15 protein-coding genes are annotated in these 16,439 nt (G+C 68.9%); 10 read left to right on the top strand and 5 right to left on the bottom strand.

Going from position 1 to position 16,439, the window contains the following annotated elements; all coding sequences use genetic code 11:
• The first annotated feature begins 49 nt into the window (after nt 1–49).
• Nucleotides 50–1,429 (top strand): M16 family metallopeptidase, encoded by a 1,380-nt coding sequence (locus CJZ98_RS10825; protein ID WP_315855803.1) that lies wholly within the window; start codon nt 50–52, stop codon nt 1,427–1,429.
• On the top strand, nt 1,426–2,748 hold the full coding sequence (locus CJZ98_RS10820) for a M16 family metallopeptidase (protein ID WP_198537698.1): 1,323 nt from the start codon (nt 1,426–1,428) through the stop codon (nt 2,746–2,748). Before CJZ98_RS10825 ends, CJZ98_RS10820 begins: the two co-directional genes overlap by 4 nt.
• A 43-nt stretch (nt 2,749–2,791) precedes the next feature.
• Here the strand turns inward: CJZ98_RS10820 and CJZ98_RS10815 are convergent, their stop codons facing one another.
• Complete coding sequence (locus tag CJZ98_RS10815; RefSeq protein ID WP_232756400.1) at nt 2,792–3,001, bottom strand: DUF3148 domain-containing protein; 210 nt, start codon at nt 2,999–3,001, stop codon at nt 2,792–2,794.
• A gap of 163 nt (nt 3,002–3,164) precedes the next feature.
• Between CJZ98_RS10815 and CJZ98_RS10810 the strand changes: the two genes are divergently transcribed.
• The 4 genes from CJZ98_RS10810 to CJZ98_RS10795 are packed head-to-tail and all read left to right on the top strand — an operon-like array spanning nt 3,165 to nt 8,179.
• On the top strand, nt 3,165–3,740 hold the full coding sequence (locus tag CJZ98_RS10810) for a biotin transporter BioY (RefSeq protein WP_094591143.1): 576 nt from the start codon (nt 3,165–3,167) through the stop codon (nt 3,738–3,740).
• Nucleotides 3,741–3,780: 40 nt separating this feature from the next.
• Nucleotides 3,781–4,266: a signal peptidase II gene (lspA, locus tag CJZ98_RS10805; protein WP_094591142.1), complete on the top strand. Its 486-nt coding sequence runs from the start codon at nt 3,781–3,783 to the stop codon at nt 4,264–4,266.
• Nucleotides 4,256–6,493, top strand: a complete 2,238-nt coding sequence (locus CJZ98_RS10800; RefSeq protein WP_094591173.1) for a transglycosylase domain-containing protein — start codon at nt 4,256–4,258, stop codon at nt 6,491–6,493. The genes lspA and CJZ98_RS10800 overlap by 11 nt, the downstream gene beginning before the upstream one ends.
• 36 nt (nt 6,494–6,529) lie before the next feature.
• Nucleotides 6,530–8,179, top strand: coding sequence for a YcjF family protein (locus CJZ98_RS10795; protein WP_094591141.1), 1,650 nt, complete (start codon nt 6,530–6,532; stop codon nt 8,177–8,179).
• Between the two features lie 114 nt (nt 8,180–8,293).
• Here the strand turns inward: CJZ98_RS10795 and CJZ98_RS10790 are convergent, their stop codons facing one another.
• Nucleotides 8,294–9,766, bottom strand: coding sequence for a pyridoxal phosphate-dependent decarboxylase family protein (locus CJZ98_RS10790; protein ID WP_094591172.1), 1,473 nt, complete (start codon nt 9,764–9,766; stop codon nt 8,294–8,296).
• Nucleotides 9,767–9,945: 179 nt separating this feature from the next.
• Here CJZ98_RS10790 and CJZ98_RS10785 point away from each other — a divergent pair, with 179 nt between their 5' ends.
• Nucleotides 9,946–10,401 (top strand): nucleoside deaminase, encoded by a 456-nt coding sequence (locus CJZ98_RS10785; RefSeq protein ID WP_094591171.1) that lies wholly within the window; start codon nt 9,946–9,948, stop codon nt 10,399–10,401.
• Here the strand turns inward: CJZ98_RS10785 and CJZ98_RS10780 are convergent.
• Together CJZ98_RS10780 and CJZ98_RS10775 are read right to left on the bottom strand one after the other, a co-directional pair.
• Nucleotides 10,361–11,530: a pyridoxal-phosphate-dependent aminotransferase family protein gene (locus tag CJZ98_RS10780; protein WP_198537696.1), complete on the bottom strand. Its 1,170-nt coding sequence runs from the start codon at nt 11,528–11,530 to the stop codon at nt 10,361–10,363. The genes CJZ98_RS10785 and CJZ98_RS10780 overlap by 41 nt on opposite strands.
• Before the next feature lie 199 nt (nt 11,531–11,729).
• The gene (locus CJZ98_RS10775; protein ID WP_094591139.1) at nt 11,730–12,260 is read right to left on the bottom strand and encodes a globin family protein; all 531 of its coding nucleotides are present in this window, start codon (nt 12,258–12,260) and stop codon (nt 11,730–11,732) included.
• A 344-nt stretch (nt 12,261–12,604) separates the two neighbouring features.
• Between CJZ98_RS10775 and glnA the strand changes: the two genes are divergently transcribed.
• Complete coding sequence (gene glnA / locus CJZ98_RS10770; RefSeq protein WP_094591138.1) at nt 12,605–14,023, top strand: type I glutamate--ammonia ligase; 1,419 nt, start codon at nt 12,605–12,607, stop codon at nt 14,021–14,023.
• Nucleotides 14,024–14,218: 195 nt separating this feature from the next.
• Nucleotides 14,219–14,557 carry a hypothetical protein gene (locus CJZ98_RS10765; RefSeq protein WP_094591137.1) on the top strand — a complete coding sequence of 113 codons (339 nt, stop codon included), beginning with the start codon at nt 14,219–14,221 and terminating at the stop codon, nt 14,555–14,557.
• A 496-nt stretch (nt 14,558–15,053) separates the two neighbouring features.
• Here CJZ98_RS10765 and CJZ98_RS10760 read toward each other — a convergent pair whose 3' ends face one another.
• A complete protein-coding gene (locus tag CJZ98_RS10760) occupies nt 15,054–15,620 on the bottom strand; it encodes a methyltransferase domain-containing protein (RefSeq protein ID WP_198537694.1) in 567 nt (188 codons plus the stop codon).
• Between the two features lie 533 nt (nt 15,621–16,153).
• Here CJZ98_RS10760 and CJZ98_RS19095 point away from each other — a divergent pair.
• Nucleotides 16,154–16,429, top strand: coding sequence for a hypothetical protein (locus tag CJZ98_RS19095; protein WP_094591136.1), 276 nt, complete (start codon nt 16,154–16,156; stop codon nt 16,427–16,429).
• Nucleotides 16,430–16,439: the final 10 nt, after the last annotated feature.

Genomic DNA, 16,439 nt, shown 5'->3' with positions numbered 1-16,439 from the left:
GCCGCGATCCTGCCAGCAGAATGCGGGCTCCGACACGGCCCCACCGGCTTTGCCTCCAGCCCCCACGGCCCCGGCCCCTGGCCCCCAGGCCCAACCCCCAGGCCCCACGGCCAACCCTTCCGGCCCCTCCACTTCGGCCCGGACCGGCCCAAGCGGGGCCGGCAACGGCCTGCCGGACCCCCAGCGCGAGCAGCTCGCCAACGGGGTGGAGCTGGTGGCCCTGGATCTGCCCGAGGCTCCGGTGCTGTGTCTCGACTTCTGGTGCCGTGCAGGCAGCGCCAGTGAGACCCAGGCGGAATCGGGCCTGGCCCACTTCCTGGAACACATGGTGTTCAAGGGCAGCGAGCACCTGGCGGCCGGTGAGTTCGACCTGCAGGTGGAGGCCCTCGGTGGCACCAGCAATGCCGCCACCGGCTTCGACGACGTGCATTACCACGTGCTGATCCCGCCGGCGGCCGCCGCTGGGGCTCTGGAGCTGCTGCTGGATCTGGTGCTGCACCCCCGCCTCGACGCGGACGACTTCGCCATGGAGCGCCAAGTGGTGCTCGAGGAGCTGGCCCAGAGCGAGGACCAGCCCGAGGAGGTGGCCTTCCAGGAGCTGCTGCGCCGGGCCTGCCCCGACCATCCCTATGGCCGGCCGATCCTGGGGCGCCGCGAGGCCCTGGAGGGGCATGACCCCGCGGCCATGGCGGCCTTCCAGCGGCGCCACTACCGCTCCGATCGGGTCTGCCTGGCCCTGGCCGGGCCCCTGGGGGATGCATCAGGTCAGAGTTTGCTGGAGGGGGTGCGCCACTCCGCCCTGGCCGGCCTGCAGACCGCCGCGGATCTGGGGCCCGAGGCTCCGTTGGCCGGTCCCCAGCCCTTGAACCTGCAACCCGGCGAGCACACGCTGGAGCTGCCCCGGCTGGAGGCGGCCCGGCTGCTGATGGCCTGGCAGCTGGCCCCCGCCCATGATCAGGAGGCTGTGGTGGGCGCCGACCTGCTCACCACCCTGCTGGCGGAAGGGCGCCGCAGCCGGCTGGTGGAGCGGCTGCGGGAGCAGCGCCGGCTAGTGGAGAGCGTGGATCTGGATCTGAACGTGCTGGAGGCCGGCAGCCTGGTCCTGCTGGAGGCCGTGGCCGACCCCGAACACCTGGACGCGGTGCAGCGGGAGGTGCAGCAGGTGTGGCAGGAGCTGGCGGAGACGCCACCTCCCGAGGCGGAGCTGGAGCGGGCCCAGCGGCTGGTGGGCAACGGCTACCGCTTTGGCCTTGAGGCCGCGGGCTCGGTGGCCGGGCTTCTTGGGAACAACAGCGTCTGGGGCCGCCGCCAGGGGCTGGCGGCGCCGCTGGAGCTGATGCAGCGCTGGAGCGCCGAGCGGCTCTGGCGGGAGCTGGTGCCGCAGCTGGATCCCCGCCGCGCCTTCACCCTGCGGGCCCTGCCGGCATGACCAGTACCCGTCCCAGCTCCACTCTCCCCGAACCTGGCGTGGCGGTCTCCGGCCTGCGCCGTTTCAATCTGCCTGGCGGGCTGCCGGTGTGGGTGATCGAGCGCAGCGGCCCGGCAATTCTCTCGGCCAAACTCTGGATTCGTGGTGGCAGCAGCGCCGACCCCGCCGGCGAGCGCGGCGTGCACCAGCTGCTTGCCGGCGTTCTCAGCCGCGGCTGCGGTCCCTGGAGCGGCGAGGCCCTGGCGGATCTGGTGGAGGGCCGCGGGGCCGGCCTGCGCTGTGAGGCGGCCGAGGATGGCCTGCTGGTGAGCCTCAAATGCGCCTCGGCGGATGCCCCGGCCCTGCTGCCGTTGCTGCTCAGCCTGGTGCAGCAGCCCTGGCTGGTGCCCGATCAGATCGATCTGGAGCGCCAGCTCAACCTCCAGACCCTGCAGCGCCAGCGGGAGGATCCCTTCCAGGTGGCCCATGACGGCCTGCGGGAGCTGCTCTACGGCACCGGTCCCTACGGCCATGATCCGCTGGGGGTGGAGGCGGAGCTGGAGACCCTCGGTCGCGAGGCGTTGCTGAGCCAGGCGGGCGCCCTGGGCCAGGCGGGGGCCGTACTGGTGCTGGCCGGTCAGGCCCCCGCGGATCTGGAGCCGCTGCTGCTGCAGGGCCAGGGCGATGGTCTTTGGGCGGTGCAGGCTCCGGCGCGGCGGCCCGGGCCCGCGGGGCACAGCGCCGATCGCCTCACCAGCGCCAGCGATGAGACCGAGCAGCTGGTGCTGATGCTTGGGGCCACCACCACGGCCCTGGGCGAACCCCAGGCCCTGGCCCTGCGGCTGTTGCACTGCCATCTGGGCATCGGCATGTCCAGCCGCCTGTTCGTCGCCCTGCGCGAGGAGCATGGCCTGGCCTACGACGTGGGTGTGCACCACCCGGCTCGCCTTGGGGCGGCCCCGTTCGTGTTCCATCTCTCCAGCTCCGCCGATCGGGCCGGCCTGGCCACCCGGGAGCTGCTCAACGAGTGGCAGCGGCTGCTGGAGCAGCCCCTCAGCGCCGCGGAGCTGGCGCTGGCCAAGGCCAAGTTCCGCGGCCAGGAGGCCCTGGGCCGCCAGACCTGCAGCCAGGTGGCCGACCGCCACGCCCTGGTGCTGGGCCACGGCCTCCCCTTCGATTTCGCCGACCGCTCCCTGGCCGCCGCTGAGGCGCTCACGGCGGCGGATCTCCAGGCAGCGGCGCGGCAGCTGCTGGCGCGGCCCTGCCTCAGCCTTTGCGGGCCCCAGCAGGCCCTGGTGGAGGCGGAGCGGGCCTGGAGCCGCCACGCCGCTGGTGGCTGAAGGGGAAGGACTTGCACGCTGAGGGGCACTGCCCCTACCCGCCTCAGTTCGCCACCAGCTCCAGCTGGCTGCGCTCCAGCAGGAAGGTGCCGCGCCGGAAGCGCACGGCCAGCTGCTCCAGGGCCCGCAGGCCCACCACCTGGCCCACCTCCTCCGCATCCACCAGATCGGGTGGCCGCAGCATCGGCATCGGATCGGCCGTCTTGAGGTAGGCCGGAGCTGCGATCAGGCGCACCGCCGCCCCCACCTCCAGGGCCGCTGCCGGGGCGGGCGGCGGCGTGTCGCTGGCCGTGGGGGAGGTTTCGTCCGCGGCAGACGTTGGCGTGGGCTGCGGCTCGGGGGCGGTGCCGTCCATGGAATCCGGGGTTGCAGCCGCCCCACTCTCCTGCAGGATGGGCCCAGCCTTCGGCCCCCCTTTGCGAGCGCTTGCCAACTGGACTGGTGCCGTCGCCGGCCTGCTGCTGATCCTCACAGGTGGACTGATCCAGGCGGCCCTGCCCCTGCCAGGCGCGGGTGGGGTCCAGCTGGTGAGCCTGCCGATCACCCTGCAGGTGCCTGCCCTGCTGCTGACGGCGCTGGTCTGCGGCCCGCGGCCGGCCCTGCTGGCCGGGGTGGCCTACATCAGCCTCGGCCTGTTCCAGCTGCCCGTGTTCCACACCGGTGGCGGCCTGGCCTACCTCTTGGATCCCGGCTTCGGCTACCTGGCAGGTTTCCTGCCGGCGGCCTGGGTCACGGGCCGGCTGTCCAAGCAACAGGGCATGGACAACGTGCTCAGCCTGGCGATGGCGGCACTGGTGGGTCTGGCGGTGCTGCAGCTCTGTGGCATCGCCAACCTGCTGATCGGGGGCCTGGCGGGCCGCTGGGGCGGCGGCCTGCCCCAGCTTCTGCTGAGCTACAGCGTGGGCCCGCTGCTGCCCCAGGTGCTGCTCTGCTGCGCGGTGGCGGTGCTGGCCCGGGCCCTGCGGCGCCTGCTGCTGATCGAGGCCCGATGAGGCAGACCCGATGAGCCAACCCGGTCTCCCGCGCAGCGCCATGGCTGGCCGTCGGCGCCTGGCCGCCTACGGCATCGCCCTGGGGGTGGTGCTTGCGGATCAGCTCAGCAAGGCCTGGGTGGTCGAGCACCTGGCCGTGCGCGGCAGCGCCCCCCTGCTGCCGGGTGTGCTGCGGCTGCAGCTGGCCTACAACACGGGCGCCGCCTTCAGCCTCTTGCGGGATTCCACCCTGGCCCTGGCCCTGGTGAGCCTGGCGGTGAGCCTGGCCCTGGTGGTGTGGATCCAGGGCAGCGGGCCGCTGCGGCGCTGGCAGCTCCCGGCGGCCGGCCTGCTGCTCGGGGGTGCCTTGGGCAACGGCATCGACCGCTGGCGCCTCGGCACCGTGGTCGACTTCCTGGAGTTCGTGCCCGTCCGCTTCCCGATCTTCAACGGCGCGGATGTGGCCATCAATCTGGCGGTGCTCTGCCTGCTGATCGACCTGCTGCGACGTGATGGCCCCGGCGACCAAGCCCCCCATGACCGCTGAGGGCCTGCGCCGCTGGCTGCTGCCAGCCCGTCCGGACGCCGCGGCCCAGCTGGAGCTGCACTGTCCGGGCCAGGAGCCGCGGCAGCTCGTGCTGCATGGCGGCACCTACCGGATCGGCCGCGACCCGCGCCAGGAGATCTGCCTGCCCCACGGGGCCGTGAGCAAGCAGCACGCCCTGCTGGAGCAGCTGGGCCGCCACTGGCTGCTGCGGGATGCCGGCTCCACCAACGGCCTCTGGTGGCGCGGCCGGCGTGTGGGCGAGCTGCTGCTGGCCGATGGCGATCGGGTGCGCTTCGGTCCCGCCTCTGAGCCCGACCTGCCGGAACTGGTGTTCCACGGCCGTCAGGCTTCGCCGCTGGTGCCCCTGGCCCGCGTTGCCAGCCTGGGTCTGGCGGCGGCGGCCGCTGCCGGCCTGGCCCTGCTGGGCCTCTCGCTGCTGGGCCAGCCGCTGCGGGGCAATCTGGCCAGTGTGCGAGGCCCCTTGTCCCTGTTCGATGGCGCCAACCGGCCGATCCCCTCGGCCGACACGAGCCAGCACCGCGAGAACCGCAGTCTTGATGGCTATCCCTCGGTGCTGGTGGACGCCCTGCTGGCCAGCGAGGACAGCCGCTTCTGGTGGCATCCGGGCGTGGATCCGATCGGCACCGGCCGCGCCTTGGTGACCAATGTGCTCGGAGGCCGGGTACTGGAGGGGGGGAGCACCCTCACCCAGCAGCTGGCCCGCAGCCTCTATCCCGAGCAGGTGGGCGAGGGTGAGACCCTGGCGCGCAAGTGGCGCGAACTGTTGGTGGCCCTGCAGCTGGAGGCACGCTTCAGCAAGCAAGACCTGCTGCTCAGCTATCTCAACCGGGTGTACCTGGGGGTGGGCTGGGGCTTTGAGGATGCCGCCCGCAGCTTCTTCGCCAAACCGGCCCGAGAGCTGCGGCTGGAGGAGGCGGCCCTGCTGGTGGCTCTGCTGCCCTCCCCCAACGGCCATGACCCCTGCGTCAACCCCCAGGTGGCCCTGGAAGTCCGCAACACCGTGATCAACAAGATGGCGGACACGGGCCGGCTCGATTCCGGTGCCGCCCGCAGGGCCCGGCGGCAGCCGATCACCCTCGCACCCACGGCCTGCAGTGGGGGTGGAGCCTCTGCAGGTGCCACAGCTGGCCCAGCTGGCGGCGGCTCCGGCAGCGCCGTCCGCCGGCCCATGCCGTTTTACACCGATCAGGTACGCCGTGACCTCGATGCCCTGCTGGGGCCAGACGTGGCCGCCGAGGGCAACTTCCTGGTGGAGACGCACCTCGATCCGCTGCTGCAGGAGGTGGTGGAGCGGCGCCTGCGGGAGCTGCTGGCCAGCACCGCCCCGGCGGTCAGCGAGGGCGCCGTCGTGGTGCTCGATTCCCGCAGCGGCGGCGTGCTGGCCATCGCCGGCGGCCGCGACTACCGGCGCAGCCAGTTCAACCGGGCCTCGATGGCCCTGCGCCAGCCGGGCAGCACCTTCAAGCTGTTTACCTATCTCGCGGCCCTGGAGAAGGGCCTCCGCCCGGGCGACACGGTGAGCTGTGCCCCCCTGGACTGGGGCGGCCAGGCCTTTGCCAGCGCTTGCGGCGGCCGCCTGTCCCTCAGCTCCGCCTTCGCCGCCAGCAGCAACACCGCCGCCCTGCGCCTGGCCAAGCGGGTGGGGCTCGATGCGGTGGTCCAGAAGGCCCGCGACCTGGGCATCAGCACCCCCCTGGATCCCGTGCCGGGCCTGGCCCTTGGCCAGAGCGAAGTGCGCCTGATCGAACTCACGGCCGCCTACGCCGCCATTGCCAACAACGGCGTCTGGCATGCACCGCGCACGGTGAGGCGCCTCACCGACGCCGAGACCTGCGGCGGCCTCGAGAGCAGCCGCTGCCGCAGCCGCAAGGGAGCCAGCGAGCGGCCGATCAGCCCGGCACGGCGCGTGACAGCGGCGGCCACGGCCCAGCAGATGCAGGGCCTGCTGCGGGGGGTGGTACGGGCCGGCACCGGGGGCGCCGCCAGCCTCGGCGGCGAGGAGGGCGGCAAAACCGGCACCACCAACGAGGGCCGCGACCTGCTGTTCGTGGGCTACGAGCCACGCCGCCACTGGGTGATCGGCATCTGGCTCGGCAACGACGACAACCGCCCCACCGGCAGCAGCAGTGCCCTGGCGGCCGGCCTATGGAGCACCATCATCCGCTCCGCTGGCAGCGGCAGCCTCCCGGCCAGCGCCAAGCTGTGAGACCCGGTCCCGTGACCCCGTGACCCCGCCATTCCCGTGAAGACCCCGCCGCGCCTGTGGATCTGGCTTGGGGTGGCGCTGGCTGCCCTGGTGGCGATCACGGCCGCGCTGCAGGCTCTGAACAATCTGCTGTGGCAGCTCAGCTACCTGCTGCCGGGCTGGTTGGTGGGGCCGGTTGCCCTGCTGCTGTTCGGCGGCGGGGCCCTGCTGCTGGCGCGGCTGGCCTGGCCCTGGCTGGTGGACTTGCGCCGCCAGAGCTGGAAGGGCTCGGCGTCGGCCACTGGCCGTCCGTTGCCGTCGGCTCCCGGCAGCCGCCAGGAGGCGGCCCAGCAGAACCTCGAAGCCATCGATCAGTTGCTCAACCGCATCCGTGACGACGTGGGTCGCCAGGCCCTGCAGCAGGAGCGCGCGCGGGTGGCGGCGGAACTCCAGCGCGGCGACCTGGTGCTGGTGCTGTTCGGCAGCGGATCCGCCGGCAAGACCTCCCTGATCCGAGCCCTGCTCCAGGAGGTGGTGGGCCAGGTGGGGGCCCCCATGGGCTCCACCGGGGTGTGCAGCACCTACCGGCTGCGGCTTCGGGATCTGCCGAGGGGTCTGCAGCTGGTGGACACCCCCGGCATCCTCGAGGCCGGCAGCGCGGGCCGGGATCGGGAGCAGGTCGCCCGCCAGCAGGCCGCCAACGCCGACCTGCTGCTGCTGGTGGTGGATGGGGATCTGCGGGCCGCCGAGCAGGAGGTGTTTGATGCCCTGGCCAGCCTGGGCAAACGGCTGATCCTGGTGCTCAACAAGGCTGACCTGCGCGGCGAGGAGGAGGAGCGCCGCCTGCTGGCCCTGCTGCGCCAGCGCTGCCTCGGCCGCATCGCCCCGGAGGACGTGGTGGCCGCCAGCGCCGCCCCCCAGAGCGTGCCCATGCCCGGTGGCCGGCCTGTGCAGCCGCCGCCGGAACTCGATGCCTTGCTGCGTCGCCTCGCCCAGGTGCTGCACAGCGATGGCGAGGAGCTGATCGCCGACAACATCCTGCTGCAGAGCCGCCGCCTCAGCGAGGCAGGCCGCCAGCTGCTCGGCCAGCAGCGCCAGGGCGACGCCGAGGCGATCGTGGACCGCTACGCCTGGATCAGCGCCGGTGTGCTGGCCGCCACGCCCCTGCCGGTGGTGGATCTGCTTGGTGCCGCGGCGGTGAACGCCCAGATGGTGGTGGAGATTGGCCGGGTCTACGGCGTGACGCTCAGCAAGGCCACGGCCCAGGAGCTGGCGGTGTCAGTGGGGCGCACCCTGGCCAGCCTGGGGGTGATCAAGGGGGGCCTGAGCCTGATCGGGGCCGCGCTCACCCTCAATCTGCCGGCCCTGCTGCTGAGCCGCGCGGTACAGGCCGTGGGGGCTGCCTGGCTGACGCGGGTCGCTGGCCGCAGCTTCATCACCTACTTCCAGCAGGACCAGGACTGGGGCGACGGCGGCGTTCAGGAGGTGGTGCAGCGCCAGTACGACCTCAACCGGCGCGACTCGGCCCTGCGCCTGTTCCTCGATGCCGCCCTCAGGCGGGTGGTGGAGCCGTTGCAACGGCGGAAGGATCCCCAGTTGCCGCCCCGGCCGGTCGCTCGGCCACCGGGCCCGCCGCCGGCTGGACCGCGATCCCCAGGGCCTCAGGCGGAGGGGGGAGCAGGGGGCCCCGGGAATCGAGCACCGTGATCAGCACCAGATAGAGCACTCCGATCAGCACCGACAGGGCACCGGTCACGATCGCAACCCAGCGGCCGCGGGGGTTTGGGCTCAACGGAGCGGTCTGGGGGCGGGGATCGTCGTTCATGCCAGAGGCTCCTGGAGGGAGGCGGCTACCACTCGGGCGATGGCCTGCAGTTGGCTCTCGCCCGTGTGGGGGTTGCCCAGCACCGCCTTGAGGTGGTGGCGGCCGTTATGCAGCGGCCTAGAGAGCATCAGCTGCTGTTCCAGAAGCCGCTGCCGCGTCAGCGCCGACCACAGTTCTGCCTGGCGCGGCGTCGAGCCCCGTGGCGTGAAGGCCAGCAGGTGCAATGGGCCGCCTAGCAGCTCAAGATCCAGGGGTTCCAGCAACTGTCGCAGCCGGCGGCGGCGGGCGATCGCCCCATCCAGCACCGCCTCGATCCCTTCGAGGCCCAGCTGGCGCAGGCCGAGCCAGAGCTTGAGCGCCTCCGCGGGCCGGGTGCCCTGCAGGCCGCACTCGCCGCCGTGGGCCTCGCCCCAGCTGGGCTCCATGTAGGGCAGGCCCGTGGCGAAGCAGGAGGCCAGTCGCTGTGGGTCCGCCAGCAGCAGCAGCGAGGAGGTCTTGGCAACGCCGAGCAGCTTCTGGGGATTCACCGTGAGCGAATCGGCCAGGCCCAGCCCCGCCACGCGCTGTGCATGGCGCCCCGTGAGCCCGCAGACGGCACCGATCGCTCCATCCACATGCAGCCAGGCGCCGTGGCTCCGGCACAGTTCCGCCAGGGGGCCGAGCGGATCCACGGCCCCGCGCACGGTGGTGCCGGCCGTGGCCACCACCGCCAGGGTGGGCTCACCGCGGCGGGTCTGCTGCTCCAGTGCCTCGGCCAGCAGCGGCACCTGCAGGCGGCCTTCCGCGTCCACGGGGATTGGCTGTAGGGCCTTGGGCGGCAGCCCCATCACCGCCAGGGCCTTGCCGATCGACACGTGGGCATCGGCGCTGCAGAACACCACCGCATCGCTGCGGCCCTGCAGGCCGCCGTGGTGGCGGGCCACCACCAGGGCCATCAGGTTGCTGAGGCTGCCGCCACTGGCACACACCCCGCCGGCCCGCTCCCCCAGGCCCAGGGTCTGGGCCATCCAGCTGCAGAGGGCCCGCTCCAGCCGGCTGAGGCTGGGGGAGAGCTCTTCGGCCAGCAGGTTGTTGTTGAGCCCGGCTGCCACCAGGTCGGCCACCACCGAGGCGGTCAACGGCGGAGGGTCCAGGTGGGCCAGGGCACCGGGGTGGCAGGGGTTGTAGGCCCCGTCCATCACCAGCTGCAGATCCTCCAGCAGGGCTGCGGCCTCCAGGCCCCGGGCCTGGGGAGCCACCTCCGGCAGCACGCTCAGTGCAGGAAGCGGTGGTCGTTCGGCGGCAGTGGCCCACCAGCGGCCCAGTTGTTCGCTGGCCTGGTTGAGGAAGGCGCCCAGGGCCGGATCGAGGGTCGCGGGGTCTGGAAAGGCCACCAGGGGCCTAGCTGCCACAGGCGGGACCGACAGGGCGGGGCCGGGCGCCTGCAATCCCGCGCCTGCGCGGCTCGGGGCTGACCTCAGGCCCGGCATGGAGTCCGCTGGCTCGGGCTGGGGGGCTGGAGCCAACGACCTGGCATCAAGGCTCCCCATTCTCCGCTGTCGGGGTCCCGGAGCTCGTGGCTGCCGGTGCCAATCTGCCCGCAGCACCCGAGCCGGCCCTGAGCAGCCCCAGTTCCAGTCCAGACCCCACCCCCGCCGAGGCGCTGTGGATGGAGCGGCTGTTGCGCCGGGCCGCCCGGGTGGGCGAGCGCGGCGAGGTGCCCGTAGCGGCGGTGCTGCTCGATGGTGCTGGTCGGGCGATCGGCTGGGGAAGTAACCGGCGCGAGCGGGATCAGGATCCCCTCGGCCACGCCGAGCTGGCTGCCCTGGCCCAGGCGGCACGCCTGCGTCAGGACTGGCGCTTCAACGACTGCACCCTGCTGGTGACCCTGGAGCCCTGCCCGATGTGTGCCGGCGCCCTGGTGCAGGCCCGCATGGGCCGCGTGGTCTTCGGTGCTGGCGACCCCAAGCGCGGCGCCATGGGCGGCTGCCTGGATCTCGTCCATGACCCCAGCGCCCACCACGCCATGCAGGTAGTGGGCGGTCTGCGCTCAGTGGAGTGCCAGGAGCAACTGCAGCAGTGGTTCAGGCAGCGACGGCGGCAACAGCGGGGGAAGCGGGCTTGAAGGCGGGCAGCTCCTCCTCCAGCAGGTTGAGCAACAGGTCCACGTTCTCGGCCCGGCTGTTGTAGCCCATCAGGCCGATGCGCCACACCTTGCCGGCAAGGGCGCCGAGGCCGCCGCCCACCTCGATGCCGTGTTTGTTGAGCAGGTGGAGGCTGAAGGCCTTGCCGTCCACGCCATCGGGGATCCGCACGGTGGTGAGGGTCGGCAGGCGCAGTTCCAGGGGCACGTGGGGTTCCAGGCCCAGCCGCTCGAGGCCGGTCCAGAGCCGCTCGGCGTTGCTCCGGTGGCGCGCCCAGACGTTCTCCAGTCCCTCCTCGGCGATCAGGCGCAGGGCTTCGCGCATGCCGAAGTTCATGTTCACGGGCGCCGTGTGGTGATACACGCGGTCACTGCCCCAGTACTGGTTGAGCAGGCTCACATCCAGGTACCAGTTGGGCACCTTGCTCTGACGATTGGCCAGCTTCTCCTCGGCGCGCAGCCCCATCGAGAAGGGACCCAGGCCCGGCGGGCAGCTCAGCCCCTTCTGGCTGCAGCTGTAGGCGAGGTCCACCTTCCACTCATCCAGATACAGCGGTACCGCCCCGAGGGAGGTGACCGTGTCGAGCAGCAGCAGGCAGTCGTACTGGCGGCAGAGATCGCCGATGCCCTGCATCGGCTGGCAGACGCCGGTGGAGGTCTCGGCGTGGACCATGGCCAGGATCTTGGGCCGGTATTGCTTCAGGCCGGCCTCGATCTCCTCCAGACTGAAGGCCTCACCCCAGGGCTTCTGGATCGTGTGCACATCGGCCCGGTAGCGGCCGGCCATGTCCTGCAGGCGCAGGCCGAAGTAGCCCTTCACCGCCACCAGCACCGCATCGCCCGGCTCCACCATGTTGGCGAGGGTGGCCTCCATCGCCGCGCTGCCCGTGCCGCTCATCGGCAGGGTGAGGCGATTGTCGGTCTGCCACACGTAGCGCAACAGCTCCTGCACCTCGCCCATCAGGGCCACGTACAGCGGGTCGAGGTGGCCGATCGGTGTGCGGCTGAGGGCCTGCAGCACCGTGGGGTGGGCGTTTGAGGGTCCTGGTCCCAGCAGCAGCCGATCTGGCGTGGCGATCGGCCCGAGGCTCAGGCGATGGCGATCGGACACGGGAGCAGGGATGGGGGAAGCCAAGACCTGGGGGCAAACAGGGTGGGGGAAGCCTAAGCAGCGGCCGGGGGGTGCCCCGGACAGCGGCCGCTTCGGCGGGCAGCCGCTCCAGACAGAGCCCAGGCCTGGGCTCTGTCTGGCCTGGAACAGTGTCCGCCTGGACACGATGTTCAGGGATGGGCAAGATCCAGCGTGCGGTTCAGCGGGCGCGCACGTTGGTGTCGCCCAGGCCGCGGGCCAGATGGGTGAAGGGGGCGCGAACCACGGCCTCGAGGCTGGCGCCATCGGCCACGCCGGCATCGGCCAGCTTCTCCACCAGCACATCCGCCAGCAGGGCGATGCTGCGCACGGTGGGGCCAGTGGGGACGCCGAGGCTCTTGTAGGTGTCGTCTAGACCGTTGAGCACCCGCTCGTTGAGAATCGTGCTGTCGTCGGCCACCAACGCGTAGCTGGCGTAGCGCAGGAAGTAGTCCATGTCGCGCAGGCAGGCAGCCCAGCGACGGGTGGTGTAGGCGTTGCCGCCGGGCAGCAGCAGCTCGGGATCGGCCTGCCAGAGGCGCTGGCTGGCCTCGCGCACGATTTCGGCGGCCTCGCGGTTGATCGTCTCCACGGCGGCAAGGCGCAGCTCGGCCTCGCCGTAGTAGGTGGCGATGCGATCGATCGCGTTGCGATCGAGGTAGCGCCCCAGTTGGTCGTAGCGACCAATCAGACCGGTGATGGCATCGCGCATGGCGTGAAGAATCGACGCACCTGAGCCGGAACGTAGCACCTGTGAAGGGGCAGATCCCTTGCCCTGCCCCGGTTCTGGTGAAGTTGACAGAAACGGTTACGCAAACGCCGATCGCAGCTAGGGGCGGGTTTTGGTTACAGGCGCTACACAGGGCTGCGCGGGTCGCTCCGTACCGTCCGGCGGCGTCATTTCAGATCGGCGGCGGCGGCGTCGCGGAATCCTCAGGCGGCCCGGGCGATCCCTTCGGGATCCGGCCCCACCTCCCGTCGAGATCTGCCTCCCCACCGCCTTCGTTTCCAGCTTCGCCCGTTCATCCCTTTCGCACCCACCCCGTACCCACCGTCATGGCCAAGACCGCCCAGGACGTGCTCCGTCAGATCAAGGACGAGGGCATCGAACTGATCGATCTGAAGTTCACCGATCTGCACGGCAAGTGGCAGCACCTCACGGTCTGTGCCGACCTGGTCGATGGGGCCGCCTTCACGGAGGGCCTGGCCTTCGATGGCTCTTCGATCCGCGGCTGGAAGGCGATCAACGAGTCGGACATGGCCATGGTGCCGGATCCCGCCACCGCCTGGATCGACCCCTTCTATCGCCACAAGACCCTCAGCCTGATCTGTTCGATCCAGGAGCCCCGCAGCGGCCAGCCCTACGGCCGCTGCCCCCGGGCCCTGGCCCAGAAGGCCCTCGCCTACCTGGCCTCTACGGGCCTGGCGGACACCGCCTACTTCGGCCCGGAGCCCGAGTTCTTCATCTTCGATGACGTCCGCTACAACTCCAGCCCCGGCAGCAGCTTCTACGCCGTGGATTCGATCGAGGCGCCCTGGAACACCGCCCGCCTGGAGGAGGGCGGCAACCTGGCCTACAAGATCCAGCTGAAGGAGGGCTATTTCCCCGTGGCCCCCAACGACACCCTCCAGGACATGCGGAGCGAGATGATCCTCACCATGGGGTCCCTGGGGGTACCGATCGAAAAGCATCACCACGAAGTGGCCACGGCCCAGCATGAATTGGGCATGAAGTTCGCCGAGCTGATCAGTGCGGCCGACAACGTGATGATCTACAAGTACGTGGTGCGCAACGTCGCCAAGAAATACGGCAGGACGGCCACCTTCATGCCCAAGCCCGTGTTCTCCGACAACGGCAGCGGCATGCACGTGCACCAGAGCCTCTGGAAAGGCGGCCAGCCCCTGTTCTTCGGCGAGGGCACCTACGCCAACCTCTCCCAGACGGCCCGCTGGTACATCGGCGGCCTGCTCAGGCACGCCCCCAGCTTCCTGGCCTTCACCAACCCCACCACCAACAGCTACAAGCGTCTGGTGCCTGGCTTCGAGGCGCCAGTGAACCTGGTGTATTCCCAGGGCAACCGCTCGGCCGCCGTGCGCATTCCGCTCACCGGCCCCAGCCCCAAGGCCAAGCGCCTGGAGTTCCGCTCCGGCGACGCCCTGGCCAATCCCTATCTGGCCTTCTCGGCGATGCTGCTGGCGGGTCTGGACGGAATCCGCAACCAGATCGACCCCGGTGACGGCACCGATGTGGATCTGTTCGAGCTGTCGGCGGAGGAACTGGCCCGGATCTCCACCGTGCCCGCCTCGCTCAATGGCGCCCTGGAGGCCCTCGATGCCGATAAGGACTACCTGCTGGCCGGTGGCGTGTTCAGCGAGGACTTCATCAACAACTGGATCGGTATGAAGTACGAGGAGGTGCAGCAGCTGCGCCAGCGGCCCCACCCCCACGAGTTCACCATGTATTACGACGCGTGATTATCACGCTTTCCCGCCTAAAGCCTCCTCTGAGAAGGGGGCTCTTATCTGGCCTCCTCAACCCTACGAGGCTACTTGTGGGGGCTAGAAAGCGGGCTGGATTGGGCGGCTAGACGAGGGTCGAATCCCCTGGAGGGGTGGCTCGTGGCCGCTCCATCTGCGTAGGCCCGTGGGGCTCTTGCTGCCGTCAGTGGCATGGGCGGTATGGGGCTCTGGTTTGGGAAGAACGTGGCGCAGTACCAACACCGTCTGTGGCCGGCCGCCTTCCCTGTCGCTTGCATCGGGGAGTGCTGTCTCGATGTCCTCGGCAGGCCGGCTAAGGACAAGCTGAACGCCCTGGCCAACTGCACGGCCATGGTTCTTCGCCATGATGTGCCCCTTCAGGGGCTGCCAGTCGACCCCCTCAAATCGCTTCGCCAGTCCCTGCCCCTCTGGCAGGAGCATGTCAGCAAACCTGCAGTGGACCGCATGCTCGAAGCGGTCGAGCGCCGTTGGGAGATGGCCGGCGGCTTGAACGGAACCTATTCCGTTTAGGCCAGTGGAGAGCTGGACGACCTGGATTCGCAGACCATGGATACTGTGGCAAAGAGCTTGGACAGCGCCTTGGGCGACGAGGGCACCCTAGTCAAGCCCCAGACCAGACAAGCCGTTGAGGTGGCTTACTCCATGGAGCTGGTGCGATGGGCCTCATTGACGGATGTAGCCAAGGCCAAAGGGGCGAGCAAAGTGTCCAATCCCTAGAGCGTCGCTAACACCGTCACGACTCACAGCCTCTGCGAGTGATCACTAGCCTCAGGGGTAGCGTGTTGAGTTAAGCCAAGCTGGCCATCAATGCAGCCCCAAGGGAGCCGAATTTGAAAAGTAGTAGAAACGACTTACTGATCGTAGGCGTAGGCCAGTATCGGCACTATCCGCGCGCAGCAGCGGACCAGAACCTGAATGCTCAAAGGTTCATCAAGAAGCATCTTTGCAAGACTCTGCTCTCTTCATGCTTCTCGCGAATGCCAAGGCCGGCTCAGTGAAATTTCAGTCATATCTTTTGCAGGATAGTAAGCAGATAAAAGCCATGCCAGCCTTGAAATACTAGCTTGAAGCCCCCATTGAAGCCATACAATGCTCCCACGGGATTGTCCCCACAGAAATAAGTTGGCCAAGTCTTATCCGTAATAATGTTGACGTGGGTTGGATCCTGGAACGCCTCGGCGTGAGGGTAGGCCGGCGTTCTGCTGTAGAAGTAGCCACCGGTTCTGAGAACCCTCAAGATCTCATTCATTAGCTCTACAAAGGGAAACCGAGTCGTCTCGCCTATTGACACCCGGGGCACATGCTCTACAAAGTCAAATGCGGTTATTGCTGAGAAATCACCGGTCTCGAATGGAAGCTTTTCTCGAAATAAGTCACATTCGACAACCAGGGGATGACCGCTATTGATGTCGCACCCAACAGTTGTGTTGCACTTAAATGGATTGCGCGGCACCTGGCCGCACCCGAGGTCCAGGGTTTTGCTCTTGACTGAGGCATCTATCTCTATTGCTCGTCTTTGAAAGAGTGACTGAAATAGCATCTCCTCTGCTGAGGCAATGTTGATGATTGACATGCAATGAGTCCTCGTGACTATGATGTAGCGCGCAGGTGCCCAAGCGCCGAGGCGGGCGCATCCCCGAGGGGCTGAACTGGGCACATCATGCAGCTGCTTCATTGCCCTTGAGCTTAGGGCAAGCAGCCATGTCAGCTCATTCGCTAAGGAAAAGAAGGGGAGTTAGCCTGCCCGCTCAACTGGGGTGACAGCGCTAAAGACAGCAGCCTACAACCAGCCTAGGTATTCACTGGCGTTGGTCGAATGTCGCCTTACCGTGGCCAGCGGCAATGGCTGACCGAAGAGTTGGTGGCCCATCTGTCTCTGGTTGACGCGTATTCAATCGCCCAGAGAGAAGGTAAACGTCAAATGGTCATCACTAGAATGATTAGGATAGGAGCAGAGGCAATCCCTGCGCAGCATTGGCCATGACAGCCAATGGCTCTTTGGGTCGCTACTTTATAGCAGATATTGCTAACGGCACGTCTCGGCGTGGGCCAGGCTACACGCCTCTGCCCGAGTCGGAATAAAGATTTATTCCCTCATGGAAAGACATGGCTCACGTCTCCACGTTCGAAATTCTTCTCAAGCCACAGCTGCCAAAGTCGATCACCGAAGCTCGACCTGAACTCGCTCCTCTCGCCCGAACCATCCTCCAGGGCTACTTCCTGACGATCTCGAACCTCTCCAATAAGCTTGTGTTCCTCTCTCTGGTGGTGACCACTCGAAGCCCGGGGTTAGAGACTGAGGTGGATGGCTTTTATTGGACAGATTCGGCCCCTGACATCGTTAACCCCGAGCGGGAAGAACAGGGTTTGGTCTCAGTGTAGACCTCATGGG

The sequence above is a fragment of the Vulcanococcus limneticus LL genome (genome assembly GCF_002252705.1).
In the GTDB taxonomy this organism is placed as follows: domain Bacteria; phylum Cyanobacteriota; class Cyanobacteriia; order PCC-6307; family Cyanobiaceae; genus Vulcanococcus; species Vulcanococcus limneticus.
The sequence above is the reverse complement of the archived record's forward strand: the minus strand, read 5'-3'. Positions and strand labels throughout refer to the sequence as shown.